Here is a 24,537-nt window from a genome sequence, read left to right as displayed (position 1 = left end):
TCACGACGCCTGGGTGTGGCGCGCTCCCTCGGCCTGCGTCTGCCGCGTCGCCTCGGTCTGCGTCTGCCGCATGACCTCCACCTGGGTGGCGGCCATCTTGAAGGCCTGGCTGCTCGTCGCGGCGGTGTAGCCGGTCTCGTAGTCGATGATGCCCTGGGCGTAGAGCTCGGCGAGGTGGTCGTCGAAGGACTGCATGCCGTCGAGGCGCGCCTCCTTGAGCACGTCGTAGAGCTCGGGCGTGCGCTCCTCGTCGCGTATGAGGTCCTTGACGCGCAGCGTGCCCTTGAGGATCTCGGTGGCCGCCACGCGCCCGCCGCCCACGCGCGGCAGCAGGCGCTGCGAGACGATGCCGACTAGGGACTCGGCGAACAGGATCCGGGCCGTCTCGCGCTCGTGCGGCGGGAACAGCTCGATCATCCTGTTGATGGTCCGCACCGAGTCCTGCGTGTGGAGCGTGCTGAAGACGAGGTGCCCGGTCTGGGCCGCCGACAGCGCCGCGGCCGCAGTGGCGTGGTCGCGGATCTCGCCGATCATGATCACGTCGGGGTCCTGGCGCATCGCGGCGACGAGCGACTCCGAGAACGACGGCGCGTCCATGCCCAGCTCGCGCTGCACTACGATCGAGCGCTTGGCGCGGTGCAGGTACTCGATCGGGTCCTCGACCGTCACGATCATCTTCGCGTGGGTCGAGTTGATCTCGTCGAGGATGCGGGCGAGGGTGGTCGACTTGCCCGAGCCGGTCGGGCCGGTCACGAGGACGAGGCCCTTCTCCTGGTTCTTGAAGTAGTCGATGGTGTCCTGCGGGAGGTTGACGACCTGGAGGGCCTTCTCGTCCGAGTTGATGATGCGCAGCACCGCGCTCACGGAGCCGCGCTGCCTGAACAGGTTCACGCGGAAGCGGCCGAGGCCGGGGACGCTGTAGGCCAGGTCGACCTGCTGCTTCGCGTCGAACTGGGCGCGCTGCTGCTCGTTGCACATCAGGTCGAGCAATGCCTCGGTCGCCCGTGGCGTCAGCCCCACGTCGTTCATGGGCTTGAGGCGGCCGCTGACACGCATCATCACGGGCAGCGGCACGTGCAGGTGCACGTCGGACGCGCCGGCGTCCACCGCCTGCTTCAGTAGGTCGTTGAAGCGCATGTGGCGAACCTAACTTCGCGGGACTTACGGCGCTCTCGCCCCATTCTTACGGCGCTCTTACGCGGCGGGGAGGGTCCGCCGGCCCGAGCGTGCCCGCGGCGTGTCCCGGTGTCGCGGCGCCGGGGCTCGCGTGGCCGGTGGCGAGTACACTTGGCCGATGCCGAGAGACCTAGAGCAGCTTCACGCCGCCGGCGCGCGCGCCGGCGGGCACCTCACGAGGCGGGGGCGGCCGGCGTGCGGGTGATCGCCCTGCTGCTGACCACCGCGCTGATCGTGGTCAGCGGCTTCTGGGTGGCCCGCAACCGCTCCGCCCAGGCCAGGGCCGACCTCGTCGCCGCGCAGGTGGCCGCTCAGCAGGGCGCGCCCCTGGGCGAGGACGCCGCCGCGGCCCCGCCCGCCGAGGAGGAGCAGGCGGGCGTCGCGCTGCCGGAGGGCTTCGAGCAGGTCGGCTTCGTCAGCGAGGAGCCGCGCCGCGTCTTCGAGGCGGCCGGCGACGCGCTCGAGGACGGCCTCGACTACGTGGCGCTGATCCGCACGACGAAGGGCGACATCCTCGTCGACCTCTACGAGGACCGGACGCCGGTGACGGTGAACAACTTCGTCTTCCTCGCCCTCAACCGCTACTACGAGGGCGTGCCCTTCCACCGCGTGATCGACGGCTTCATGGCGCAGACCGGCGACCCGTCGGGCACCGGCATGGGCGGGCCCGGCTACACGTTCGAGGACGAGATCGTCGACGACCTGACCTTCGACGGACGCGGGGTGCTCGCGATGGCGAACGCGGGGCCTGGCACCAACGGCTCGCAGTTCTTCATCACGTTCGACGCCACCCCCTGGCTCGACGGCGCGCACACGATCTTCGGGCACGTCCTCGCGGGCGACGAGGTCCTCGACGCCATCACCCGCATCGACCCGCAGCGTCCCGACGCCATCGCCTACCCCGACGACACGCTGGAGAGCCTCGCCGAGAAGGGCATCGAGCTACCCGGCGACGCGGGCCAGACCGTCGGCGACGCGGTCGAGGAGGCTCTCGGCACCGAGCCCGTGGCCGGCCAGTCGTTCTCGATAGCCGGCTACCGCGGGGTCCTCGGTGCGGTGGGCGAGCGTCCGGCGTACGGGTTCTACCCGCAGCCCGACATGATCGAGGAGGTCGTCGTGGGCGCGAAGCCCGCGACGGAGTGACCCGCCGCGCCCACAGGAGGAGGACGGCATGACCGACAGCAGCGCCGGCGCGTCCGGCTACGAGCCCGTGGAGCGCCTCTCGCCCGAGAGGCGCACGCGCTTCCCCGGGGCCGAGCAGGTGCTCGAGCCCGGCGTCGACTACCGAGCGGTCATCGACACCAGCAAGGGCCGCCTGGTCATCGACCTGTTCCAGGACGACGTGCCCGTGACGGTGAACAGCTTCGTGTTCCTGGCGCTCAACGGCTACTACGACGGCGTGCGGTTCCACCGCGTGCTCGAGGACTTCATGGCCCAGACCGGCGACCCGACCGGCACGGGGACCGGCGGGCCCGGCTACGAGTTCGCCGACGAGTTCAGGGACCACCTGCGCCACGACGGCAAGGGCGTCGTCAGCATGGCCAACGCCGGCCCCGGCACGAACGGCTCGCAGTTCTTCATCACGTTCGTGCCCACGCCGTGGCTCGACGGCAAGCACACCGTCTTCGGCCGCGTCATCGAGGGCGAGGACGTGCTCGACAGGATCCAGCGCATCGACCCGGCTAGACCGTTCGGTCCAGAACCCGACGTGATGGAGAGGGTCACGATCCTGGCCGCGCGGGCCTGAGCGCCGCGTCGGCGCCGGGCTCGGGGGCCCGGGGCACGTGGCGCCCAGCAGGTCCCGGCGCGTCGCGGACCGCCCCGCGGCCGCGGGACCTCAGACCGCTATCGGCTCGACCTGCAGCAGGCGGCGCCTGTGCGCGTCCTGGAGGTGGGCGATGAACGCCTCGGCCGGCACGCCCTTGCGCTCCGGCTCCCGGCGGCTGCGGAACGACACGGTGCCCGCCCCCTCCTCCGCGTCGCCCACGACGGCGATGTACGGCACCTTGTAGAGCTCGGCGTCGCGGATCTTCGCGTTCATGCGCTCGTTGCTCTCGTCGACCTCGGCGCGGAGGCCGGCGGCGAGCATGCGCTCCCTCAGGCTCCTGGCGTAGGGCACGTGCCTGTCGGCGATGGGCACCAGGCGCACCTGCTCGGGCGCGAGCCAGACCGGGAAGTCGCCGGCGAAGTGCTCGATGAGGAACCCGATGAGGCGCTCGTGCGTCGAGAGCGGCGCGCGGTGGAGGCAGAGCGGCACCTTGCGCTCGTTGTTCTCGTCGACGTAGGTGAGGCCGAAGCGCGAGGGCTGCGCGAAGTCGACCTGGTTCGTGGCCAGCGTGAACTCGCGGCCGATCGCGCTCCTGATCTGCACGTCGATCTTCGGCCCGTAGAACGCCGCCTCGTCCTCCTCCTCGACGAACGGCACCCCGGCCTTGGTCAGCACGTCCCTGACCATGTCCTCGGTCCTCACCCACAGCTCGGGCTCGTCCACGTACTTCTTGCCCAGCTCCGCGGGCGCGTGCTTCGAGAGGCGCATCTCGTAGCTCTCGATGCCGAAGAGCTCGAAGTAGCGCAGGTAGAGGTCGACGACCCCGAGGAACTCCTGCTCGAACTGCTCCTCGGTGCAGTAGATGTGGGCGTCGTTCATCTGCATCGAGCGCACGCGCAGCAGGCCCATCAGCGCGCCGGAGTCCTCGTAGCGGTAGCAGGTGCCGTACTCGGCCAGGCGCAGCGGCAGGTCGCGGTAGCTCCGCGGCCGGGCCGCGTAGATCTTGTGGTGGAACGGGCAGTTCATGGGCTTGACGTAGTACCGCTCGCCGTCGTCGAGCTCCATGGGCGGGTACATCGAGTCGTGGTAGTGCGCCAGGTGTCCCGAGATCTCGTAGAGGCGCTGCTTGGCGAGGTGCGGCGAGCGCACGCGCTCGTAGCCGGCCTCGAGCTCGACCTCCTTGGCGAGGCGCTCGATCTCCTCCACCATCACCGCCCCGCGCGGCAGCCACAGCGGCAGCCCGGGGCCCACGTCCTCGTCGAGGACGAAGATGTCGAGGTCCGCGCCGAGGCGCCGGTGGTCGCGCTTCTTCGCCTCCTCGAGCTGCCACAGGTGGTGCTCGAGCTCCTCCCTCGTCGCGAAGGCCACCCCGTAGACGCGTTGGAGCATGGGCCGGGACTCGTCGCCGCGCCAGTACGCCCCCGCCACGCTCATCAGCTTGAAGTGGGGCGTCACGGCGCCCGTCGAGGGCACGTGCGGCCCGCGGCAGAGGTCGGTGAAGCCCTCCTCCCCGCCCTGCTCGTAGAAGGTGATCTGCTCGCCCTCCGGCAGGTCCCTGATCAGCTCGAGCTTGTAAGGGTCGCCCTGCCGCTCGTAGCGCGCGAGGGCCTCCTCGCGCGGCAGGGCGTACTTCCGCAGCGGCAGGTCGGCGGCGACGATCTCGCGCATGCGCGCCTCGAGCCGCTCGAGGTCGTCCGGGGTAAGGCTGCGCGGCAGGTCGAAGTCGTAGTAGAAGCCGTTCTCGATGACCGGGCCCACGCCCATCTTCACGGACGACGCCGGGTAGCCCTCGGCGACCATCAGCTCGCGCACGGCCTGCGCCAGCACGTGGGCCAGCGTGTGCCGCTGGAGGCGGATCGCGTCGGGGTCCTTGCGGGTGACGACCGTGACCTGGGCGCCGTCCGGGACCGTCGACTGCAGGTCAGAAAGCCTGCCGTCCACCTTCACGCCCAGGGCCGCCTTGGCCAGCCCGGGACCGATCGCGGCCGCCAGCTCGGCGCCGGTGGCGCCGGCTCGCAGCTCGAGGTCCTTGCCGTCGGGTAGCACTACTCGCACGTTCGTCACCTCAGGAGCGTGAGTATAGCCCCGGGAGCCGCGTCCCCGGCGACGTGCCGGCCGCCGGCCGCAGCGGGGCCGGCGGACGCGCGGGTTATCCTCAGCCGTGCACCTCGTTGCCTGCCTGTGCGACGACGACGTGGCCCACGCCGTGCGCTCGTTCCGGGACGCCGCCGGGCGCTTCCACCTCCACCCCGTCCCACCCGGGCCCATGGCCGACGTCATCGTCGGCCTCAAGCGCCTCGACTTCGCCGGCGCGATGGTACTCGACGAGTCGCGCCAGGCCGAGGCCCAGCGGCTCGCCGACCGCAGCTCGCTCGACGCCCAGGAGCTGGGGGCGGCGGACACGCTCACGGTGACGCAGGCCGGCGTGATGGCCGACCACTGCCTCGGCCGCGCGCTGGCCGCGATGCTCGCCGCCCACCGCTGGGACGGAGCCGGGGCGAGGGTCGTGGTCCTCGGCGCCGGCACCGCGGCGCGCTCCCTGGCGCGCGAGGCGGTCAGCATGGGCGCCGGCTCGCTGGCGGTGCTCGCCAGGGACAGGGTGGCCGCCGAGGGCGTCCTGCCGCAGGGCGCGGCCGGCACGGCGCTGCTGGCGCGCGCGGCCGCGGACCCGATCGTGCGCACGGTGCTCGAGCAGGCCGACCTCGTGCTGCGCCTCGACGAGAGCGTCACGGTCCCGCCCGACCTGCTCGGCCCCCACCTCACGCTCGTCGACCTCGTCCCCGACGTCGTCTCGCCGCTCCGGCGGCAGGCGATGGCCTCGGGCTCCTTGACGTTCAACCGCCGCGACGTCGAGGCCTACCGGCTCGAGCTCGGCCTCAGCCAGGTACTCGGCGGGCCCGTGGGCATCGAGCCGCTCATGTCGCTCTTCCACGCCATCTGAAAGTGGCCGCTGGTCTCACCATCGCGGGCGCCGGAAGGTAAGACTCCGACCCGATGCCGGCAGCAGCACGTCTCGCCGCACGCGCCGCGCTCTGGGCCATCGCCCTGGCCGTGGGCGCGGCCTCGGCGCAGGAGCAGCTCGCCGCGGCCCAGGGGCCGCTCTACCGCCTGCCCGGGGCCACGGCCACCGTCGACGGCGACGCCGTGACGATCGCGTACCGCGGCGAGGAGCTCGTCTACGTCGCGGGGCTGGGCTGGCTCACCGGCGCCCCGTTCGCGGCCCCGGTGGTGTCCGGCTCCGACGTGCTCGTCGACGGCGAGACGCTCGAGGCCCTCGGGGTCACGACCCCGCGCGTGGAGGCCGTGCGGACCTCGGGCGACGCCGAGGTGCGCATCGTCCTCGACGTGCCCGACCTCGACCCCGCCGCCCTCGCCGGCTTCTCCGGCCAGGGCGCGATCGCCGAGGGGCAGGCGCTGGAGCTGCGCCTGCCGCCGTTGGTCCTGCCCGCCGCGGAGCCGGAGGAGCTGGGCGGCGTGGAGGTGAGCCTCGCCGCCGACCCCGACGGCACGTCCCTGCGCCTCACCGGCCCGGCGTTCACCTACGAGTACTTCGCCCTGACCGCGCCGACCCGCGTCGTCGTGGACGTGGTCCCGCGGCGCGTCCTCGACCAGCCCGAGATCTCCCGGGCCCTGGCCCCCGGCGTCGACTACCGCCGCTTCAACTACCGCACGGCCGGCGGCGGCTCCGTCGTGCACGTCGTGAGCATCGCGCCGGGCAGCGGCCAGTTCCGCGTCGTGGGCGAGAGCAAGGTGCCGCGCACGGTCTCGCAGCTCGCCGACGGCGCGCTCGTGGCCCTCAACGCCGGCTACTTCGACACGGCGACGTTCGAGGCGATCGGCTACCTGCTGGTCGACCACGGCCTGCTGTCGCTGCCCAGCCGCGGGCGCGCCAGCGTGGCCTTCGGCGCGGGCAAGCCCGTCATCGACAGGGTCAAGGCCTCGGTGCGCCTCCACACCCCGCGCGGGGTCGTCGAGGTCGGCCCCGTGCAGGACGGCGTGGGCGTGGTGTCGACGCCGGGCGCGCTGGCCGGCCGGCCGGACATGGGCGTGCTCGTCGTCAAGGACGGCGTCGTCGTCGAGAACAAGGTCGGCCCCCGCGAGGTGCCCGACGGCGACGCCTACGCCCTCGTCTACCCGCCGACGAACCGCGACATCGCCCTCCTCGACACCGGCGACAGGGTGACGATCGAGGCCCGCATCGACCCGCCCGGCTTCAGCAGCGCGCGCTGGGCGGTCGAGGCCGGTCCGCTGCTCCTGAAGGACGGCGTGCCCGCTTACGAGCCGGCGGTCGAGGGCTTCCCCACGGGCGAGAGGATCCTCGACGGGCTCACCCAGCAGGCGGCGATCGGCGTGCGGCCGGACGGCACGACGCTGCTCGTCGTCGCCGAGACGATGCGGGCGCGCGACCTGGTGGGCCTGTTCCTGGCCCTCGGCGCCTCCGACGCCATGCGACTCGACAGCGGCAGCAGCACCACCCTCGTCCTCGACGGCGACGTCGTGAACCGCCGCACCGAACGGCGCGTCGTGAGCGCGATCGTCTTCCTGCCCGAGGGCCGCTGACCCGGCGCGCGCGGGACGCTCACCCTCGTCGGTCGCGGCGCGCCCCTCGCACGGCGGTCCACGGCGTCCCGCAGCGGCGGCAGACGCCGCCTCCGACCGGGCCACGACGCCGGTCGGTTCGTGCCCACCGCGGCGGCGGCGTCACGGGGCCCGCCGCTATACTCGCGCCGTGAACCGGCTCCCCCGCGCCACGCGGTCGGCGGCCCCGCTGCTGCTGGCCCTGCTCGCAGCGCTCCCCACGGCGCTGGCGCAGCCGGGCGTGGACCTCCAGATCGGCATCGGCGGCAACGTCGTCGTCGGCGCCTGGAACCCGCTGCGCGTCGTCGCCCGCGACGTGCCGCTCGGCAGCCTCCTCGAGGTCACCTTCGACCAGGGCTCGCTGCGCTCCGGCGCCGTGCCCTTCCGCCTGCAGCTCCCGGTCTCCGGCGGCCCCGGGCTCTCCGTCGTGGAGCACACGGTGTTCGTCAGGCCGTTCGCGAGCGTGACCTGGGCCCTCGTGAGCGAGGGAGGCGTGATCGCCAGCGGCGGCATCCCCGGGCGCGACCAGGACTCCCGCGAGCTCGACGTCGTGCTGAGCAGGCAGAGCGGCGCCTACTCCGCTGCCTTCGGGCCTGACGCGCGCGTGGTCGACGTCAGCGCGGCCGAGCTCCCCCTCACGCCCGAGGCCTACGACGGCGTGCGGAGCGTGATCGTCGACGGCAGCGCCGCCCCGCCGCGGCTCGAGGCGCTGGCCGCCGCCGCTGCCGCCGGGGCCGCGGTGGTGGTGCACGGCGAGATGCCGGCCAGCCACGCCGAGGTGCTGCTCCTCGCCTCTCGGCCGCGCCGGCCCCTGGGCGCCGGCGCGGTGCTGGTCGTGGACGGCTCGCCGGCCGACGTCGCCGTGGCCGTCGAGCGCTTCGCCGAGACGCGTCCGCCCCGCCAGGAGCTCGTCGCCGCCGCCGCGGCGCGTCCGCTCGTCGCGCCGCCGGCGCCGCTGCGGCAGCAGCTCGTCGTCGCGGCCGCGGTGGCCTTCTCCGCCCTGGCCGTCACGGTCACGCGCCTGTTCGGGGCGCCCGGCCTGGCCTCGGCGCTGCTGCTCGCCGGCCTGGTGTCCGGCGCGGCGTGGCTCTACGCGCGGCCGGGCGAGCCTCAGGTCGTCGGCTCGCGCACCGTCGCCGTGGTCGGCGGCGAGCTGGCGCTGGCCACGCGGCTGGAGGAGCGCTACACGCTGCCCGCGACGACCGTCGAGGTCCCTGCACTGGCGCACCCGCTCGACGCGCGCCCCTACCTCGTCGACGACGCCGGCCTCCACCTCGACCTGCCCGGCTGGCGCTCCGTCGTGCTGGTCATGGCGCCGGAGCTCGTCGACGCGCCGCTCGCGCTGGAGGACGGCCGGCTCGTGAACCGCGGCGCCGCGCCGCTCAGCGACGTGCTCGTGGTCGGCCTCGGGCCGCAGGGCGACCTGGCGCCGGGCGCCGCGTCCTCCCCGCTGCGCGGCGAGGACGGCCCGCCGCACGAGGCGTACGCCTCCCTGCTGCCGTTGCTGCCCGTGGGGAGCGTCGTGGCCGTGTCGGGCTGCGAGGTCGGCTGCACCGTGTGGCTGGCGCCGGCGCTCCTCGACGCCGGTGTCGTGGAGGAGCTGTGAGCCTCCTCGGCTCCGCCGCGGCCCGCTTGAGCCGCCAGGACATGCTCCAGGGCCTCACGGGCATGCTGGCCGCGCTCTGCCTGGTGCTCGCCATGAGCTGGCCCGCCGGCAGCGCCGTCGTCAACGACTCCTGGTCGGTCGTCGCGCCCGTCCGCGCCGTGATGCTGGCGCTCGCCGCCCTGGCCTGGGGCGCCGCCGTCGGCGCGCGCCCGCGCCGAGCCGAGCTGGGCGCCTCGTTCGTCCCCCCGCCGGAGGCGCCGCCCCATGGCGAGCCCGCCTGGCGGCGGGAGGTGGCGGCCACCATGGTCGCGCTGCTCTCGATGGTCGTGATCACCCTCCCCTTCGACGTCCTCAGCCACGCCGCCGCCTACCCGAGCACGAGCCTGGGCTGGTCGCTGCTCTCCCCCTTCCTCGCCACCGCCGGCTACTTCGGGATCGGCCTCGGTCTGGGGCGGGCCCTGCGCGTGGCCCGCCTCGGCGCGCTGCTGCCCCTGGCCGTGCCGGCGCTCCTGGCCGCCACGGCCTGGCTCGACGTCGCCCTGGGACTGCGTCTGGCGAGCCCCTGGTTCGCGACGTTCGAGGCATCGCCGCTCTACGCGGCGGTGATGTCGGCGGGCGCGGTGCTGGCCCTGTGGGCCGCTCGGCCGGTCCGCGAGGTCGCGCCGTGATCGCCGCCTCGCGCCGGCGCCGCAGCGAGCGGGGCGACGCGTTCAGGCTGCACGAGGCCCTCGCGGCGCGCGCCGCGCTGTCGGTGCGCCTGCGGCGCGGCGCCGTCCTCGCGCTGGTCGCCTCGGTGCTGGCGCTGGCCTGGGGCGCCGACGTCACGACCCACCTGCTGGCCGTCGCGCTGGGCCTGGCCGCCGGCGCCGCGGTGCCGGTGCGCGGCGCGCGCGAGGAGGCGCTCGCCTACATCCGCGGGCGCGCCGGCCTCTCCTACGAGACCGCGCTGGACGTCGTGCAGACCGGCGCCGAGGACGAGTTCGGCCTGCGCTCCTCTGTGGTGGAGCGCGCCCGGCTGGCGGTGAGGGACGTCCGGCCCGAGCCGGCGCCCGCCTGGTGGCTGCCGGCCCTGGCCGTGGCGCTGGGGCTCGTGCTGTTCAGCCTCGCCGGCCCGTACGGCGGGCCGGGGGACGCCGGCAGCGGCGGCGGCGCGCGGCCCGGCGGCCAGGTGCCGCCGGCGCCCGAGGCCGCCCCCGCCGACGAGCGCGAGGAGCAGGTGCCCACGCCGCCGGACGCCGCGCCGGGCCGCGCCGACGAGGGCGCCGCGCCGGAGCGCCGCGACGAGGACGACGCCGCCGAGGGTCCAGCCGCGGCGCCTCCGGGGGGCGAGGGGTCGTCCGCGGCGCCGCTGTCGCGCTTCCTCGACTCCCTGCGCGAGCGCCCCGACAGCTCGCCGCCCCCCGACAGGCCCGGGTCCCCCGGGCAGCCCGGGGCGCAGCCGCCGCGCGCCGACGGGCCGGCGTCACCGTCAGACGGACAGGGCCAGCCCGAGCGCGTCCAGCTCGACCGCCGGGACCAGCCGCAGGGCCGGCAGGGCGAGGGCGGTCCGTCAGAGGGCGACGACGGCGCGGGACAGCCGGGCGACCAGGGCGAGGACGGCGACGGCCAGGGCGAGGGGCAGGGTGACGAGCAGGGACGCCGACAGGGCGAGGGCGGCGACGGCGAGGGCGGCGAGCAGGGCGGGGAGCCGAGCCCCTCGCAGCAGCCCGGCGGCCAGGGCGGCGAGACGCCCGAGGCCGGCGGGGAGGCCGGCGAGGGCGAGGGCGGCGACTCGGAGCGGGGGCTCATGCCAGACGACGGCTCGCAGGCACCGAACCCGGACGACCCGACCGGCGCCGGCGCGGGCGTGGGTCCCGAGGCAGAGGCGGGGGTGGCGCCCGGCCAGGCGCGCGCGCCGGAGCTGCTGCCCGGCGTGCTGCAGGACGGACCGGAGAACCCCGCCGGCACCGTGAGGCTGCCCGGCGACACCGAGGTGTACCTGCCGCCGGGCCGGGCGCCGACCGAGTACCAGGCCGCCGCCGAGGAGGCCCTGACCGAGGGCGACCTCCCGCTCGCCTACCAAGAGGTCATCAGGCGCTACTTCAGGTAGGGCGCGTCACGGTGGAGTGGCCCGGTGGCGTCCGCCGGCGCCTAGTCCCCGGTGTCGATGAGGAGCTCGCGGAAGAGGAACGGCAGCTCGGCGGCCAGCGAGCGGGCCAGCTCGGGCGCGGCGTCCTCGAGGAGCGCCTGCACCGTGATGTCGTCCGACGGGTCGGGCAGGGGCACGTCGTTCGCCTCGACGCGCGAGCCCTGGTGCGTGCGCGTGCGCAGCGTCTGCACGACCGCCGCCGTCTCGGGGTCGACGACCTGGGCCTCGAGGGCCAGGGAGACGTCGACCCGCCGCGACGCCTCGTCGCGCGACAGCGAGACGTCGCGCTCGAGCACGGGCGCGCCGACCATCACCGCCAGGTCGGCGCCCTGGTTGCGGGCGATCCGCGCCGCCGACGGCGCCGCCTGGCTGTGGAAGAGGTCCGTGTGCGACTCGAGGAAGCGCATCGTGAAGGAGCTGACGAGGTCGAAGGTCCGCCCCTCGTCGGCGAACAGCACGTCCTGCACGATCTCGGCGGCGCCCCTCACGGCCGACTGGGCCGGGGCGTTCATGATCGCCACCAGCGGACGCGTCTCGTCGCGGGCGCTCGGCGCGCAGGCCACGAGCGCGAGGGCGGACAGCAGGGCGGCGAGCGCGAGAGCGGTCGCGCGCCGCACGGGCGAGCGGGTGGGGGCTTCCTTCGCCGGCGCCTCGGCGTGGGACATCTCGGGACCTCCAGGCGGCTGCGCCGCGGGCGCGGCCCCGGCCGGTCGTGCCGGGCCGCGTGCTCCCCTCATGCTGTCACGCTGCGTGGGCGTGGTGCCGTCGGGATGAAGACCCGCTGAAGGCCGACGGGCCCGGTGCCGTCCGCGCGGCGACGGCGCTGGGGTGCCGGGAGCGGCGCGGTGCGGGAGCGGCCCTCCTTCGCCGGGCGCCGGCGCCGGCGGGTCCGCCTTCACGCGGACGGCCCCTCCTCGGTGCCGACGAACTCGACCTCGGCCGCTCCCCTGGTGAGCGCGGCCAGCCTGTCGGTCATGGCGCCCGCCTCCGCCGCCGGCACGGCGACCTCGGCGACGAGCCCGCGCTCGTCGAAGCCGGGGGTCGCGCCGGGGCCCAGCTCCCGCAGGACGGCGTCGGCGCTCGCGAAGGGCGCCCGCACGCGCAGCCTGTGGTAGGCGGTGAGCGTGCGCACGCCGGCCGCGTCCAGGGCGCGCGCGACGGCGGCGCCGTAGGCCCTCACCAGCCCGCCGGCGCCGAGCTTCCTGCCGCCGAAGTACCTGATCACGACCGCGGCGCAGCCGTCCAGCCCGCGCTTGAGCATGACCTCGAGCATCGGCCGGCCCGCGGTGCCGCCCGGCTCGCCGTCGTCCGAGAAGCGGACGGCCTCCCCGACCTTGTAGGCCCAGCAGTGGTGCGTGGCGTCGGGGTGGTCGCGCCGGGCCGACGCGATCAGCTCCTCGGCCTCGGCGGCGCTGCGCACCGGCCGCACGCGCGCGATGAAGCGCGAGCCGTCGACGACGTCCTCGTGCTCCGCCTCGCGCGCGACGGTGACCCTCTCCCCGGCCACGCCCGCGACGTTAGCGCCCGTGCTAGAGTGCCGCAACCATGCAGCTCCTGGCCGCACGATGTCACAGCTGCGCCGGGGCCTGAGGCCCGGCCCGTCCGGCCCAGCGAGTCCCCCCACACCCTAGGCAGCCGAGACGCAGCCCACAGTGGGCTGATAGCCCGCCACGCGCCGGCCCGCGCCGCCGCGCCCCCTGGAGAGTCGCCATGGCCCTCGAGCTCTACAACACCCTGACCAGGCAGAAGGAACAGTTCGTACCCGTCGTCCCCGGACGCGTCGGCATGTACATGTGCGGGCCGACCGTCTACTCCGAGCCGCACCTCGGACACGCGCGCGGCCCCGTGGTCTTCGACGTGCTCAGGCGCTGGCTCGAGCACGAGGGCTTCGTGGTCCGCCTCGTCACGAACATCACCGACGTCGGGCACCTCACCGACGACGAGGAGGGCGAGGACAAGCTCGAGAGGCGCGCGAAGCTCGAGCGCCTCGAGCCGATGGAGGTGGCCGAGAAGTACTTCTGGAGCTACTTCGACGCCATGGCCGCCATGAACGTGCGCCGTCCCAGCATCGTGCCGCGCGCGTCCGGGCACATCGGCGAGCAGATCGAGCTGGTCCAGGAGCTCCTCGGCGCCGGGCACGCCTACGAGCGCGGCGGCAACGTCTACTTCGACGTCTCCAGCTACGAGCCCTACGGCGAGCTCTCCGGCCGCGACCCCGACGAGCTGGTCGAGGGCGCGCGCGTCGAGGTGCGCGCCGACAAGGACGACCCTCGCGACTTCGCCGTGTGGAAGGAGGCGGAGCCGGGCCACATCATGCGCTGGAACAGCCCGTGGGGACCCGGCTTCCCCGGCTGGCACCTCGAGTGCACGGTCATGAGCACGAAGTACCTGGGCGACGAGTTCGACATCCACGGCGGCGGCCTCGACCTCGTCTTCCCCCACCACGAGTGCGAGCTGGCGCAGGCGCGGGCCGTGGGCAAGCCCTTCGCACGCACCTGGATCCACTGGAACATGATCACGCTGCAGGGCGAGAAGATGGCGAAGTCGAAGGACCACTTCGTCACGCTGGCCCAGCTCTTCGAGCGCTACGACCCCGTCGCCGTGCGCTTCCACCTCCTCAGGTCGCACTACCGCAGCGTCTCCGACTTCTCCGACGAGAGCCTCGTCTCCTCGGCTCAGGGCCTGAAGCGCCTGCGCGAGGCCTACGCGGCGGCCAAGGAGGCGGTCGAGGCCGCCGGGAGCGACGTCGAGCCCGACGCGACGGCGTTCCTGCAGTTCCGCTCCGACTTCGCCGCGGCGCTCAACGACGACCTCAACACGCCGCGCGCCATCGCGGCGCTGTTCGACGCGGCGCGCGAGGTGCGCAAGGGCCTCGACGAGGGCGCCGGCGCCGCCTACGCGGCCGGCGCCGCGGCGCTGTTCGAGGAGCTCCTCGACGGCGTGCTCGGCGTGCCCCTCGCCTCCGCCGCCGACGGCGGGGAGGCGCGCCGGGCGCTCGAGGGCGTGGTCGCGCTGCTCCTCGAGGAGCGCCAGCGCGCCAGGGCCAGGCGCGACTTCGCCGCCGCCGACAGGCTGCGCGACCGCCTCGCGGAGCTCGGCATCGCGGTCGAGGACGGCCCCGAGGGCAGCCGGTGGCGGCTGGTGAGCGCCTGAGCGCCGGCCGGTCCCGGCGCCGGGCGTGGGGCCCGACAGGGCGGTAGCGGGCGGTACGCCCTCTCCCGACGCCGCGTCGGCGCCTTCCGCCGCCGACGGCGCCGCCCGCGTCGCGGACCGCTGACGAGCGGCGCTCGGCAGCGGCCTAGCCGTCGGACGTCCTCGCGCCCGGCGGGGTCAGCCTGGGCGACGTGAAGCTACGGCGCGCCGCGCGGCTGCTCGCGCTGCTGGGCCTGCCCGGCGTGGGAGCGCGGGCGGTGTGGGACGAGTACGGGAGGGCCCGCAGCGTCGAGGGGGCGTGGTCTGCGATCGCCGCGCGGCGAGGCGCGGCGCCGCTGCTGGCCGACGCGCTGCCGGCCTGCGAGGCGGCCGTAGCGGCGGCGGTGGAGAGCGGCCTGGAGGTGCTGACGTTCCAGGACGACGGCTACCCGCCCCTGCTGAAGGACGCGCTCCTGCCGCCCCCTCCCGTGCTGTTCGTGAGGGGCAGCCTCCCGCGGCAGCTCCTGGCGCCCGACCTGTTCGGCCTGGCCTCGGCCGGCGTGGTGGGCACCAGGAAGGCCACCGCCGACGGCCTCGCCGAGGCGCGCTACCTCGGCTCGGCCCTGGCCGCCGCCGGCGCCGTCGTCGTCTCGGGGCTGGCCCTCGGCATCGATGGGGCCGCGCACCGCGGCGCCCTCGATGCCCGCCGCGCGGACCCGCGGGCCGCGCCCACCGTGGCGGTCCTCGGCGGCGCCCACGACCGGCTGCACCCCAAGGCCCACGAGGCGCTCGCCGAGGCGATCGTGGCGGGCGGCGGGGCCGTCGTCAGCGAGCATCCGCCCGGCACGCACCCGCAGCCGCACCTCTTCCTCCACCGCAACAGGGTCATCGCGGGGCTGTCGCGGGTCCTCGTCGTCGTCGAGGCCGGCGAGCGCTCTGGGGCGCTAAACACCGCCGACCACGCCGCCAGGATCGGCAGGGACGTCCTCACGGTCCCGGCGCGCCCGACCGACAGGCGGCGCGCCGGCAACCTCGGCCTCCTCCGCGGCGGCGCGAAGGTGCTCGTCGACACCTCCGACCTGGCCGCGCACGTCTGGTCGCCGGAGAGCGTCGCGGCGGCCCTGGAGGCGATGGCCGCCGGCGGCAGGCGCGCCCGCGACGGGGAGGGCGCAGCGAAGCCTCGGTCCGGGGTGGACCCGCGCGACGCGGCACCGCCGGGCCCGTTCCCCGACGCGCCGAGCCCGCGCCGCGCGGCGACCGGTTCCGACCGCGAGGACGCGGACGCGCCGGCGCCGCCCCGGCCGCCCGGCCACGGGTGCCTGCGGGTCCTGGCCGTGCTCGCGCGCGACGGCGACGCCTCGTTCGACGGCCTGCTGGCGCGCCTCACGCGCTCGGGCGTGCGGCGGCGTCCGACCCCCGCCGAGCTGGCCGGCTGCCTCGTGCGGCTCGAGGTGGCTGGCTGCCTCACCAAGGGCGACGACGGTCGCTACCGCGCCACCGCCCTGGCCGGCCGCCCCGCGCCTCGGCAGGGGTGAGCCCCGGTGCCGGCCGCCAGGCGCTTATCCTCAGAGCGCAGGGTCGCCGCGCGACCCCGACCCTCGGTGAGCCGAGGCTGCGCCGCCGAGGACCGAAGGGAGTGCGACTTGAAGAGGCTCGTTCTCACGCTCTCCGCCGCTCTGGCGATGGCCGGCGCGGCGTACGGCCAGACGCTGACGGTCTGGACGACTTTCCAAGACCTCTCCCTCGACTGGCTCAGGGAGCAGGCGGCATCCTTCAGCGATGGCTTCGGCGTGGACGTCGAGATCGTGCGCTTCGACGTCAACGAGCTCAAGCAGCGGGCGCTGGTGGGCGCGCCGGAGGGCGAGGCGGGCGACGTCTTCGTGGGCGTCCCTCACGAACAGCTCGGCGAGATGATCGCCGTGGGCATCCCGCTCGACATGACCGCCTACGCCACGTCCGCCTACGTGGAGGACCTCTCCGACCAGGCCAGGCTGGGCTTCACCGTGGGCGGGCGCCTCTACGGGCTGCCGATGTCGGTCGAGGGGCCCGCCCTGGTCGTCAACACCGACCTCGTCGCCGAGGTGCCGCGGACGTACGACGAGATGCTGGCCGCGGCGGAGGCGCTGACGACCCCAGACACCTTCGGCTTCATGTTCGACGACGCGAACTTCTACTTCGCCTACGCCTGGCTCAGGACCTTCGGGGGCTACGTCTTCGGCCGCGACGGCAGCGGCTCCATCGACCCCGGCGACGTGGGCCTGGCGAACGAGGGCGCCGTGGCCGGCGCCGAGGCGCTGCGCGAGCTGCACTTCGACAGGGACCTGATCCCCTCGGACACCGACTACGAGATCGCCAACGACCTCTTCGCCGACGGCGCGCTGGCGATGATCTACACGGGACCGTGGTCGATCCCCGAGTACCGCGCGGCCGGCCTGCACGTCACGGTGGTCCCCGTGCCCCCGCTCGCGGACGGCACGCCGTTCTCGGGCTTCATGGAGGTGCATGGCGCGGTGGTCAACGGCTTCAGCGACCTAGCGCTGGAGGCGGCGAACTTCGCCAAGTGGGTGACGCGCAGCGAGGCCCAGGTCTCCCTCGCCCGGCTCTCCGGCCGCATCCCGGTCTCGCTGTCCGCCCTCGAGCAGGTGCGCGACGACCCGATCGTCTCGGGCTTCGGCGCCGCCCTGCTCGACGCGGAGCCGATACCGAACGTGCCCGAGATGGGCCGCGTATGGCAGCCGATGGGCAGCGCGCTCGCCGCCATCCTGAAGAACGAGGACGCCGACGTCGCCGCCACGCTGAGCCGGGCCGTCGACGACATCCTCGACCGCTGAGGGGGTGTGGTGGAGATGACAGAGCCAGGCAAGGCGCCCGACGCCGCCGGCGAGCACGACGAGCAGCGCCGCGACCTCCTCGCTTACGGCACCCAGGTCGTGATGGACGGGCGCCTCGCCGACGCCGCACGGCTCGGCTCGCGCGAGCTGGCCGAGGGCTTCGTGCGCGAGACGCTGAGGCTCCTGGAGAACGGCGACGAGCCGCTCGTGGTCGTGCTGGAGGGGGACGGCGCGGGTCCGGGCGTGAGCGCCGTGGCGCGCTCGGGAGAGACCGGCGTGATGGTCCACACCTTCACGGACCTCGAGCGCCTCACCATGCGCCTCGTGTCCAGCCGCACCGTGGCCGTGGACGAGGTCAGGCGGGCGTTCGTCGAGGCGTTCAAGGTCGGCCGGCACCAGACGCACATCACGGCCCGCTTCAGGACGATGGCCCTGCGCCGCGACACGCTATCCGCCCAGCTGGCGGGCGAGCGCGACTACGCCAGGGTCCGGCTGACCGAGCCGCTCAAGCTGTGAGCAGGCACGTCCTGGCGCTCGACCAGGGCACGACTAGCTCCCGGGCGATCGTCTTCGACGCCCGCGGCGAGGTCGTCTCGGTAGCCCAGCAGGAGTTCGCGCAGCACTACCCGCAGCCGGGCTGGGTGGAGCACGACCCCCTCGACATCTGGTCGAGCCAGGTCGGCGTCGCCGCCGAGGCGCTGGCGCGCGCGGGGCTCGCGCCCGAGGACCTCGCCGCCGTGGGCATCGCGAACCAGCGCGAGACCACGCTGCTGTGGGACAGGCGCACCCTCGAGCCCGTGGGCAACGCGATCGTCTGGCAGGACAGGCGCACGGCGCCGGAGGTCGAGAGGCTGCGCGACGGGGGCGTCGAGCCCATGGTCAGCCGCCTCACGGGCCTGCTCCTCGACCCCTACTTCTCCGCCACGAAGGTCGCCTGGCTGCTCAACGGCGCCCCCGAGCTGCGCGCCCGCGCCGAGGCCGGCGAGGTCGCCTTCGGCACGGTCGACGCCTGGCTGGCCGCCAAGCTCACCGGCGGTGCGGCCCACGTCACCGACGTCAGCAACGCCTCCCGGACGCTGCTCTTCGACATCCGCGAGCTCCAGTGGTCCGACGACCTGCTGGAGGCGTTCCGCGTGCCGCGCGCCGTGCTGCCTGAGGTCGTGCCGACCTCGGGCGTGATCGCCGCGGTGAGCGTCGGCCCGCTCGCTGGCGTGCCGCTGGCCGCGCTGGCCGGCGACCAGCAGGCCGCGACGTTCGGCCAGGCGTGCTTCGCGCCGGGCCAGGCGAAGAGCACCTACGGCACCGGCTGCTTCCTCGTGCTCAACACCGGCGGCGAGCCGCGGGAGTCGCGCCACCGCCTCCTCGCGACCGTCGGCTGGCAGCGCGCGAACGGCGGCCGCGCGGCCGCCGGCCTTCCCGGCGCACGCCCCGCCGGCGCCGCGCTCCGGGGTGCGGACGCCGCGACGGCAGGCCCCGTCACCTACGCGCTCGAGGGGAGCGTGTTCACGGCCGGCGCGGTCGTGCAGTGGCTCCGCGACGGCCTGGGCGTGATAGAGGGCGCCGCCGAGGTCGAGGGCCTCGCCGCCAGCGTGCCGGACTCGGGGGGCGTCTGCTTCGTGCCGGCCTTGACCGGGCTCGGCGCACCCCACTGGGACCCCTACGCCCGCGGGGCCATCGTCGGCGTCACCAGGGGCACGACGGCGGCGCACGTGGCGCGGGCGGCCCTCGAGGGCGTCGCGCTGCAGGTGGCCGACGTGATCGACGCCATGCGGCGCGACAGCGGCCTGCCGCTCACCGAGCTGAGGGTCGACGGCGGCGCCGCCCGCAACGACCTGCTCATGCAGCTCCAGGCCGACCTGGCCGGGGTGACCGTGGTGCGTCCCGCCGTGACCGAGACGACCGCACTCGGCGCCGCGTTCCTCGCCGGCCTGGCCGTGGGCGTGTGGGGCGGCGAGGACGAGGTCGCGTCCCTGTGGCGCGAGGAGAGGCGCTTCGAGCCGCGGCTGCCGGAGACGGAGCGCGAGGCGATGCGCTCGCGCTGGGCCGAGGCGGTGGAGAGGGCGAAGGGCTGGGACGCTGGCCCCGCGCGTTGAGCCCGCCTTGACTGTCCCAGGCCGGGCCCGGCTCGGGCCTGGTCGGGTCCGAGGAACGCCGACGCGTACGTGGTGCCGGGAGCGGGGCTCGAACCCGCATGGCCGCCAAGGCCGGCAGATTTTAAGTCTGCTGCGTCTACCGGTTCCGCCATCCCGGCGAGGGCCTGGCCGCCGCACATCGTAACCGGGCGTCGCGGCTGCCGCCGAGGCGGGCGACCCGCGCCCGGCGGCGGGCCCGGAGCCCTCGCGGGGCGTACCGCCGCGGTCCCCGCCGCTCAGAAACCCGTAAGAGCCGCGGCTGTAGCGTCACCGCCGTATGGCGTCGCTTACCGTCTCCCCCTCCGACCCGCCCCGCGAGCAACGCCACGGACTCTGCCCGGCCTGCCGGTCGGTGCGCGTCCAGATCAGGTCGCGCGTCGACGTGGAGTACGAGGTGGAGGCGGCCAACGTCCCCGTCGAGCTCGTCGTCGTCGACGAGAAGCTCGCCGAGGCGGGCTGGGAGGACGCCGACGAGGCCAGCTGCCCCTCGTGCGGTTGGCGCGGGCTGGTCTCCGAGCTGGCCGTGTAGCGAAGAGCGTACCCGCGGCGCCGTCGCGCTTCCCTGCGACCGGCCGCGTCGCGAGGACCGGCTCCCGGTCGCCCGGCGACCTCACGTCGGCGCGATCGCCGAGCCGGGTATCCCCTTCTCCCGCGCCCACACGACGGCCTGCGAGCGCGAGTGGACCTTGATCTTCGCGTAGATGCGCGCGACGTGGTTGCGCACCGTCTGGTGCGTCACGCCCAGCTCCTCGGCGATGGCCCTGTCCGTCATGCCCAGCGCGATGCGCGCCAGCACCTGCTGCTCCCGCGGCGTGAGCTCCGGGGTGGGCTCGAGCCGCCTGCCCGTGTCCCCGGCGCGAGAGAGCCTCTCTACGACGTTCCTGCTGAACCACGCCGCCTCGGCGATGACGTCCTTGATCGCCCTGCTCACCTGCTCCTGGGCGCGCTTGTTCGCGGTGTTGTCGATGAACATCTTCAGCCGCACCGGCTCGCCGCCCCAGTTGATCAGCGAGGCCGACGCCAGGACGTCGATGACCTCGCCGTCCTTCCTCGTCACCTTCAGCTCGAGGTCCCTGTAGCCGTCGGCGCCCTCCAGCGCCGCGGCGATGCGGGCCGCGTCCTCGGGGCTCGACCACAGGCCCAGCTCCGCCGCCGGGCGGCCGACGGCCTCGGCGGCCGCGTAGCCGGTGAGCCGCTCGAAGGCCAGGTTCACCTCGAGGAGCCTGTCGTCCTCGAGGGTGGCGATGCAGGCGGCCACGGGTCCGTCGGCGAAGGCGTGCCTGAAGCGGGCCTCGCTGTGGCGCAGCTCCTCGGTGCCCGCGGCGACCTCGCGCTCGAGGGACGCGTTGAGCCGCCTCAGCTCCTCCTCGCGCTGCCTCAGCAGGTCCTCGAGCCGCTGGCGCTCGGTGAGCTCGTAGAAGTAGCAGACGACGCCGGGGCGACCGTTCGGCAGCACCACCCGCTCGAGGCGCCAGTCGTACGCCTCCACGTCGTCGCGGTCGGCGCGACGCTGGACGGTGTCCTTCGACCTGAACGGCTCCCCGGTCTCGAGCGTCCGCTCGAACGTCTCTGCCGTGAATGCGACGACCTCGGGGCTCCACCGCGCGCTCAGCACGTCCTCGAGGCGGCGGCCGACGACCTCGGGCGGCGAGCCGAACGCCTCGTGCGCGGTCCGGCTCGCCAGGGCGATGCGGAGGTCCGAGTCGACCACGTACACGCCGAAGGGCGCGTTGACGACGAGGCTCTCGAACGTCTCCGCGCTCTGCCGCAGGAGCCGCTCCGCGCGGAGCGCCTCCGCCGCCGTCCACGCCCTCTGCGCCGTCTCCGCGACGAGAGCGACCTCGTCTGGCCGCCACGCGCGCGGCTCGCCCCCGAGCGCGGTCATGATCCCGACCCAGCGGCCCGACCTCACGAGGGGGGCCGCGACGAGCGACCAGAAGCCGTGCGACAGCATCGCGGTCCTGACCCGCTCGTCGAGGTCGGGGTCCGAGCCGGCGTCTTCCACCACCAGGTCCTCGCCGCGCCCCAGGCGCTCGGTGGCGGCCGGGTAGTCGCCGAGCCGGTAGCGGCCGAGGGGGCTGACGTGGCCGTCCCGCCAGATGCCGTGGTCCACGACGTAGCTGCCCGACTCGTGGTCGACCTCGCCGAAGTAGGCGACGTCCACGCCCAGCCGCTCGGCCATGACCTCGAGCGCCGTGGCCAGGGCGGTCGCGGGCTCGCTGCACCGGCTCAGGGCGTCGTCCAGCCGCACCCGGTACGCGTCGAGGGCGGCCGCGCGGCGGAGCTGCTCCTCCGAGCGCCTCCTCATCTCGGTCTCGCGGGCCAGGGCCAGGTTGCTCTGGCGGAGGCGCGCGATCGTCGCCTCGTGCTCGGGGGCGCCGCCGCCTGACGCGGCCGGCCGCATCGTGGACGTGACGTCCTCGACCTGGACGACCAAGTACTCGAGCTCGCCCGCGGCACCCAGGACCGGGGCGACGACGGGCGACCACCAACGCTCCTCGAAGCCTTGCGGGGCGCTCGTCGCCGGGACGTCGTAGCGCACCGCCGGCAGGACCGCGGGCTCCTTCGACCTCGTCACGGACCTGAGGGCGGCGCGCAGCCGCGTCCGCTCGCCGTGGAGCGGGTCGGCGGGGTTCGCCGGGAACAAGGCGAACAACGGCCGCCCGACGAGCTCCTCTCGCCCGGCACCCGTAGCCCGCAGCACGGCCTCGTTCACCGCCACGATCGTGAAGCCGCGCGGCGCGAGCACCACGCAGGGCACGGGGGAAGCGTCGAAGAGCGCGGCGGGGTCCAGAGGTGGGCCGGCGGCGCGGCCGACGACCGGCACACCGCCAGCGGGCGCACGGTCGCCCGCCGCTGCGGCTCCCGGTCCGTCAGCCTCTCCGGGTAGCTCCCCGCCCCGTCCCTCACCGACCTCCTGTGGGGCGGGATCGCCTCGGGTGCGCTCCAAGTGAGACCCCTGACCGCGGGTGCCCTGTGACTACGATGGCGACCGCACCCGCTGGCCTTCGCCGGCCGTCCCTTGCCTTCGCACCCGACCTTATAGCCCGAAGCGCCATGAAAAGGAAGTGAAAGGGAGGTGGGGCCTCCAGGCACGCCGCCGCGCTCCAGCCGGCCGGCGCGGCCGCTCCCGCGTCGAGACGCGCAGGACGCGGCCCCAACAGGAGCCGCGTCCTAGACGTGGTAGCGATGCGGGGACTTGAACCCCGGACCTCACGATTATGAGTCGTGCGCTCTAACCGGCTGAGCTACATCGCCGCGAGGGCCGAGCTCGCGCTCGAGCCTAGAGATTATCGCGTACGCGCCGCCTGCCCTGCAACTCGTCGCAGACCGCGTCGGCACGGTCGAGCGGTATGGCATCGCACCTCACCGTTGTGACGAAACCACCGCACCACCGTGACAGTCCCGTGAGAGGCCGGTCTGCATCATCGCGTCCACTCACTTCGTGAGGAGGCGAGATGAACACGTTCAACCCCTTCCGGTTCGACGGGCGTATCGGACGCCTGCAGTACTTCGGTTTCTCGGTCATCTGGGGAGTGCTGCTGACGGTCGTCGCCATGGCCCTGGGCCTCAGCGCGTCGATGAGCGGCCTGTCGGCCGCGGGCAGCGCGTCCTTCTGGCTCCTCTTCCTCGTCTATGTCGTGGCCACCGTCAGCTACGGCGTGAGGCGCCTGCACGACCTCGACAAGAGCGGCTGGTGGTACCTCCTCTCCTTCGTGCCGCTGGCGAACGTCGTGCTCGGCCTCATCCTCCTGTTCGGTCCCGGCACGCCCGGCGCGAACCGCTTCGGCGTCCGCGACGAGCACGCCCAGGCGGCGACCACCGCCTGAAGCGACGCAGCCCCTCGACCGCGCCGGTGCCGGCCGCGCCCACGGCCGGCACCGGCCTTCTACCTGCCGACGATGCTCACGCGTGTCCCGCGCCCCGAGTGGCCTCTTCAACGCCGACGGGGACCCGGACGCTGCTAGCATGACGCGATGCTGGAGCCGTCGCTCGACCTCTACGGCGAGACGTTCGACCGCGTCGACGGCCTGCTGCGCGAGCTCCTGGCCAAGAGCCGCGCTCGCTACGCCATGATCATCGACCGCAAGGGCTTCGTGCTGGCGCACCAGCGGGCGCTGTGGGCGCCGAAGCCGCCGTCCCTCGACTCGTTCGCCACGCTCATCGCCTCCAACTACTCCGCCAACCGCGCCATCGCGCAGCTGTTCGGCGAGGAGGGCTTCAAGGAGACGGTGCAGCAGGGCGAAGAGGTGGGGACCTACCTCGAGGAGCTGGGTGAGGAGGCCCTGCTCGTGACCGTCTTCGACTCCGGCGCCCAGCTCGGTAGGGTGAAGATGGCGACCAAGCTGGCGGCCGCGGAGATCCGCGCCGTCATCGAGGCCTCCCAGGAGGCGCCGCCCGCCGTGGAGTTCGACAAGGAGTGGTCGGACTCCACCGCCGCCCTGCTCGACGGGCTGTTCGGGACGAGGGAACGATGAGCACGATCAACTTCGCGGTCCGGGAGATCAACTTCAAGATCGTCTACTACGGACCCGGCCTGTCCGGGAAGACGACGAACCTCAAGCAGATCTACGACCAGGTCCCGGCCGAGTCGAAGGGCGAGATGGTCTCGCTCGCCACCGAGGACGAGCGCACGCTCTTCTTCGACTTCCTGCCCCTCGACCTGGGCAAGGTCAACGGCTTCAAGACCCGCTTCCACCTCTACACGGTGCCGGGGCAGGTCTTCTACAACTCCTCGCGCAAGCTGATCCTGCGCGGCGTCGACGGCGTCGTGTTCGTCGCCGACTCGGCGCCGGACCGCCTGAGGGCGAACGCCGAGAGCCTGCGCAACCTGCGCGAGAACCTGCAGGAGTACAACCTGCGCCTCGCCGACGTGCCCACGGTCCTGCAGTTCAACAAGCGCGACCTGCCTGACGCCCTGCCCATGGAGATGCTGAACGCGGTGCTCAACCCCGAGGGCAGGTTCCAGGTCTTCGAGGCCGTCGCCGCGGAGTTCAAGGGCGTCTTCGAGCCGCTGCGCGCCGTCGCCACGATGGTGCTCGAGAAGCTGGCCCAGAAGGCCTGACCGCTCGTTCACGACAGACCGTCCCGCGTGGTCCCGACCGGCCTCGCTGCCGGGTCTCGCCGGGCGGCCTCGCGGGTCCTAGACGGGCCACAGCGGTGAGGCCCGTCGGGCTCTGCCGCGG

Annotated in this window: 21 protein-coding genes and 2 tRNA genes; 16 read left to right on the top strand and 7 right to left on the bottom strand. The window is 74.3% G+C overall.

Translation table 11 applies throughout. The annotated features are described in order from the left end of the window. The gene (locus VF202_02030) at positions 1–1,137 is read right to left on the bottom strand and encodes a PilT/PilU family type 4a pilus ATPase (protein ID HEX7038872.1); all 1,137 of its coding nucleotides are present in this window, start codon (positions 1,135–1,137) and stop codon (positions 1–3) included. 234 nt (positions 1,138–1,371) lie between these two features. Here VF202_02030 and VF202_02025 point away from each other — a divergent pair, with 234 nt between their 5' ends. Next, positions 1,372–2,319 (top strand): peptidylprolyl isomerase, encoded by a 948-nt coding sequence (locus VF202_02025; protein ID HEX7038871.1) that lies wholly within the window; start codon positions 1,372–1,374, stop codon positions 2,317–2,319. Positions 2,320–2,347: 28 nt separating this feature from the next. Further along, positions 2,348–2,923, top strand: coding sequence for a peptidylprolyl isomerase (locus VF202_02020; GenBank protein HEX7038870.1), 576 nt, complete (start codon positions 2,348–2,350; stop codon positions 2,921–2,923). 90 nt (positions 2,924–3,013) lie between these two features. Here the strand turns inward: VF202_02020 and thrS are convergent, their stop codons facing one another. Beyond that, positions 3,014–5,008 carry a threonine--tRNA ligase gene (gene thrS / locus VF202_02015; GenBank protein ID HEX7038869.1) on the bottom strand — a complete coding sequence of 665 codons (1,995 nt, stop codon included), beginning with the start codon at positions 5,006–5,008 and terminating at the stop codon, positions 3,014–3,016. 97 nt (positions 5,009–5,105) lie between these two features. Between thrS and VF202_02010 the strand changes: the two genes are divergently transcribed. From VF202_02010 to VF202_01990, 5 genes are all read left to right on the top strand, one after another. Then, a complete protein-coding gene (locus VF202_02010) occupies positions 5,106–5,885 on the top strand; it encodes a hypothetical protein (protein ID HEX7038868.1) in 780 nt (259 codons plus the stop codon). A gap of 53 nt (positions 5,886–5,938) precedes the next feature. Further along, positions 5,939–7,504, top strand: a complete 1,566-nt coding sequence (locus tag VF202_02005) for a phosphodiester glycosidase family protein (protein HEX7038867.1) — start codon at positions 5,939–5,941, stop codon at positions 7,502–7,504. 169 nt (positions 7,505–7,673) lie between these two features. Then, positions 7,674–9,128 (top strand): hypothetical protein, encoded by a 1,455-nt coding sequence (locus VF202_02000; protein HEX7038866.1) that lies wholly within the window; start codon positions 7,674–7,676, stop codon positions 9,126–9,128. After that, positions 9,125–9,796 carry a hypothetical protein gene (locus VF202_01995; GenBank protein ID HEX7038865.1) on the top strand — a complete coding sequence of 224 codons (672 nt, stop codon included), beginning with the start codon at positions 9,125–9,127 and terminating at the stop codon, positions 9,794–9,796. Before VF202_02000 ends, VF202_01995 begins: the two co-directional genes overlap by 4 nt. Beyond that, complete coding sequence (locus tag VF202_01990; protein HEX7038864.1) at positions 9,793–11,217, top strand: hypothetical protein; 1,425 nt, start codon at positions 9,793–9,795, stop codon at positions 11,215–11,217. The genes VF202_01995 and VF202_01990 overlap by 4 nt, the downstream gene beginning before the upstream one ends. Positions 11,218–11,258: 41 nt before the next feature. Here VF202_01990 and VF202_01985 read toward each other — a convergent pair whose 3' ends face one another. Next, complete coding sequence (locus VF202_01985) at positions 11,259–11,921, bottom strand: hypothetical protein (protein HEX7038863.1); 663 nt, start codon at positions 11,919–11,921, stop codon at positions 11,259–11,261. Between the two features lie 230 nt (positions 11,922–12,151). After that, positions 12,152–12,763: a YigZ family protein gene (locus VF202_01980; GenBank protein ID HEX7038862.1), complete on the bottom strand. Its 612-nt coding sequence runs from the start codon at positions 12,761–12,763 to the stop codon at positions 12,152–12,154. A 203-nt stretch (positions 12,764–12,966) separates the two neighbouring features. Here VF202_01980 and cysS point away from each other — a divergent pair, with 203 nt between their 5' ends. The 5 genes from cysS to glpK all read left to right on the top strand — a co-directional run bounded on the left by cysS (position 12,967) and on the right by glpK (position 19,312). Continuing rightward, a complete protein-coding gene (cysS, locus tag VF202_01975; GenBank protein ID HEX7038861.1) occupies positions 12,967–14,409 on the top strand; it encodes a cysteine--tRNA ligase in 1,443 nt (480 codons plus the stop codon). Positions 14,410–14,600: 191 nt separating this feature from the next. Further along, positions 14,601–15,923, top strand: coding sequence for a DNA-processing protein DprA (dprA, locus tag VF202_01970; protein HEX7038860.1), 1,323 nt, complete (start codon positions 14,601–14,603; stop codon positions 15,921–15,923). A 108-nt stretch (positions 15,924–16,031) separates the two neighbouring features. Next, a complete protein-coding gene (locus VF202_01965) occupies positions 16,032–17,219 on the top strand; it encodes a maltose ABC transporter substrate-binding protein (GenBank protein HEX7038859.1) in 1,188 nt (395 codons plus the stop codon). A 9-nt stretch (positions 17,220–17,228) separates the two neighbouring features. Further along, positions 17,229–17,735, top strand: coding sequence for a hypothetical protein (locus VF202_01960; protein HEX7038858.1), 507 nt, complete (start codon positions 17,229–17,231; stop codon positions 17,733–17,735). After that, positions 17,732–19,312, top strand: coding sequence for a glycerol kinase GlpK (gene glpK, locus VF202_01955; protein ID HEX7038857.1), 1,581 nt, complete (start codon positions 17,732–17,734; stop codon positions 19,310–19,312). The genes VF202_01960 and glpK overlap by 4 nt, the downstream gene beginning before the upstream one ends. A 70-nt stretch (positions 19,313–19,382) precedes the next feature. Here the strand turns inward: glpK and VF202_01950 are convergent. Beyond that, positions 19,383–19,470 (bottom strand) — tRNA-Leu (locus VF202_01950). A 158-nt stretch (positions 19,471–19,628) separates the two neighbouring features. Here VF202_01950 and VF202_01945 point away from each other — a divergent pair. Continuing rightward, positions 19,629–19,880: a hypothetical protein gene (locus VF202_01945; GenBank protein HEX7038856.1), complete on the top strand. Its 252-nt coding sequence runs from the start codon at positions 19,629–19,631 to the stop codon at positions 19,878–19,880. An 81-nt stretch (positions 19,881–19,961) separates the two neighbouring features. On the opposite strand, the gene VF202_01940 is transcribed toward VF202_01945, so the two are convergent. Both VF202_01940 and VF202_01935 read right to left on the bottom strand, forming a co-directional pair. After that, positions 19,962–22,178, bottom strand: a complete 2,217-nt coding sequence (locus tag VF202_01940; protein ID HEX7038855.1) for a PAS domain S-box protein — start codon at positions 22,176–22,178, stop codon at positions 19,962–19,964. A 354-nt stretch (positions 22,179–22,532) separates the two neighbouring features. Then, a tRNA-Met gene (locus tag VF202_01935) sits at positions 22,533–22,609 on the bottom strand. Positions 22,610–22,809: 200 nt separating this feature from the next. Between VF202_01935 and VF202_01930 the strand changes: the two genes are divergently transcribed. From VF202_01930 to VF202_01920, 3 genes are all read left to right on the top strand, one after another. Beyond that, the gene (locus VF202_01930) at positions 22,810–23,181 is read left to right on the top strand and encodes a DUF805 domain-containing protein (GenBank protein HEX7038854.1); all 372 of its coding nucleotides are present in this window, start codon (positions 22,810–22,812) and stop codon (positions 23,179–23,181) included. 147 nt (positions 23,182–23,328) lie between these two features. Continuing rightward, positions 23,329–23,829 carry a roadblock/LC7 domain-containing protein gene (locus VF202_01925; GenBank protein ID HEX7038853.1) on the top strand — a complete coding sequence of 167 codons (501 nt, stop codon included), beginning with the start codon at positions 23,329–23,331 and terminating at the stop codon, positions 23,827–23,829. Next, positions 23,826–24,416: an ADP-ribosylation factor-like protein gene (locus VF202_01920; GenBank protein HEX7038852.1), complete on the top strand. Its 591-nt coding sequence runs from the start codon at positions 23,826–23,828 to the stop codon at positions 24,414–24,416. The genes VF202_01925 and VF202_01920 overlap by 4 nt, the downstream gene beginning before the upstream one ends. The last annotated feature ends 121 nt before the right edge of the window (positions 24,417–24,537 follow it).

The sequence above is a fragment of the Trueperaceae bacterium genome (assembly GCA_036381035.1).
Classification (GTDB): domain Bacteria; phylum Deinococcota; class Deinococci; order Deinococcales; family Trueperaceae; genus DASRWD01.
The sequence above is the reverse complement of the archived record's forward strand: the minus strand, read 5'-3'. Positions and strand labels throughout refer to the sequence as shown.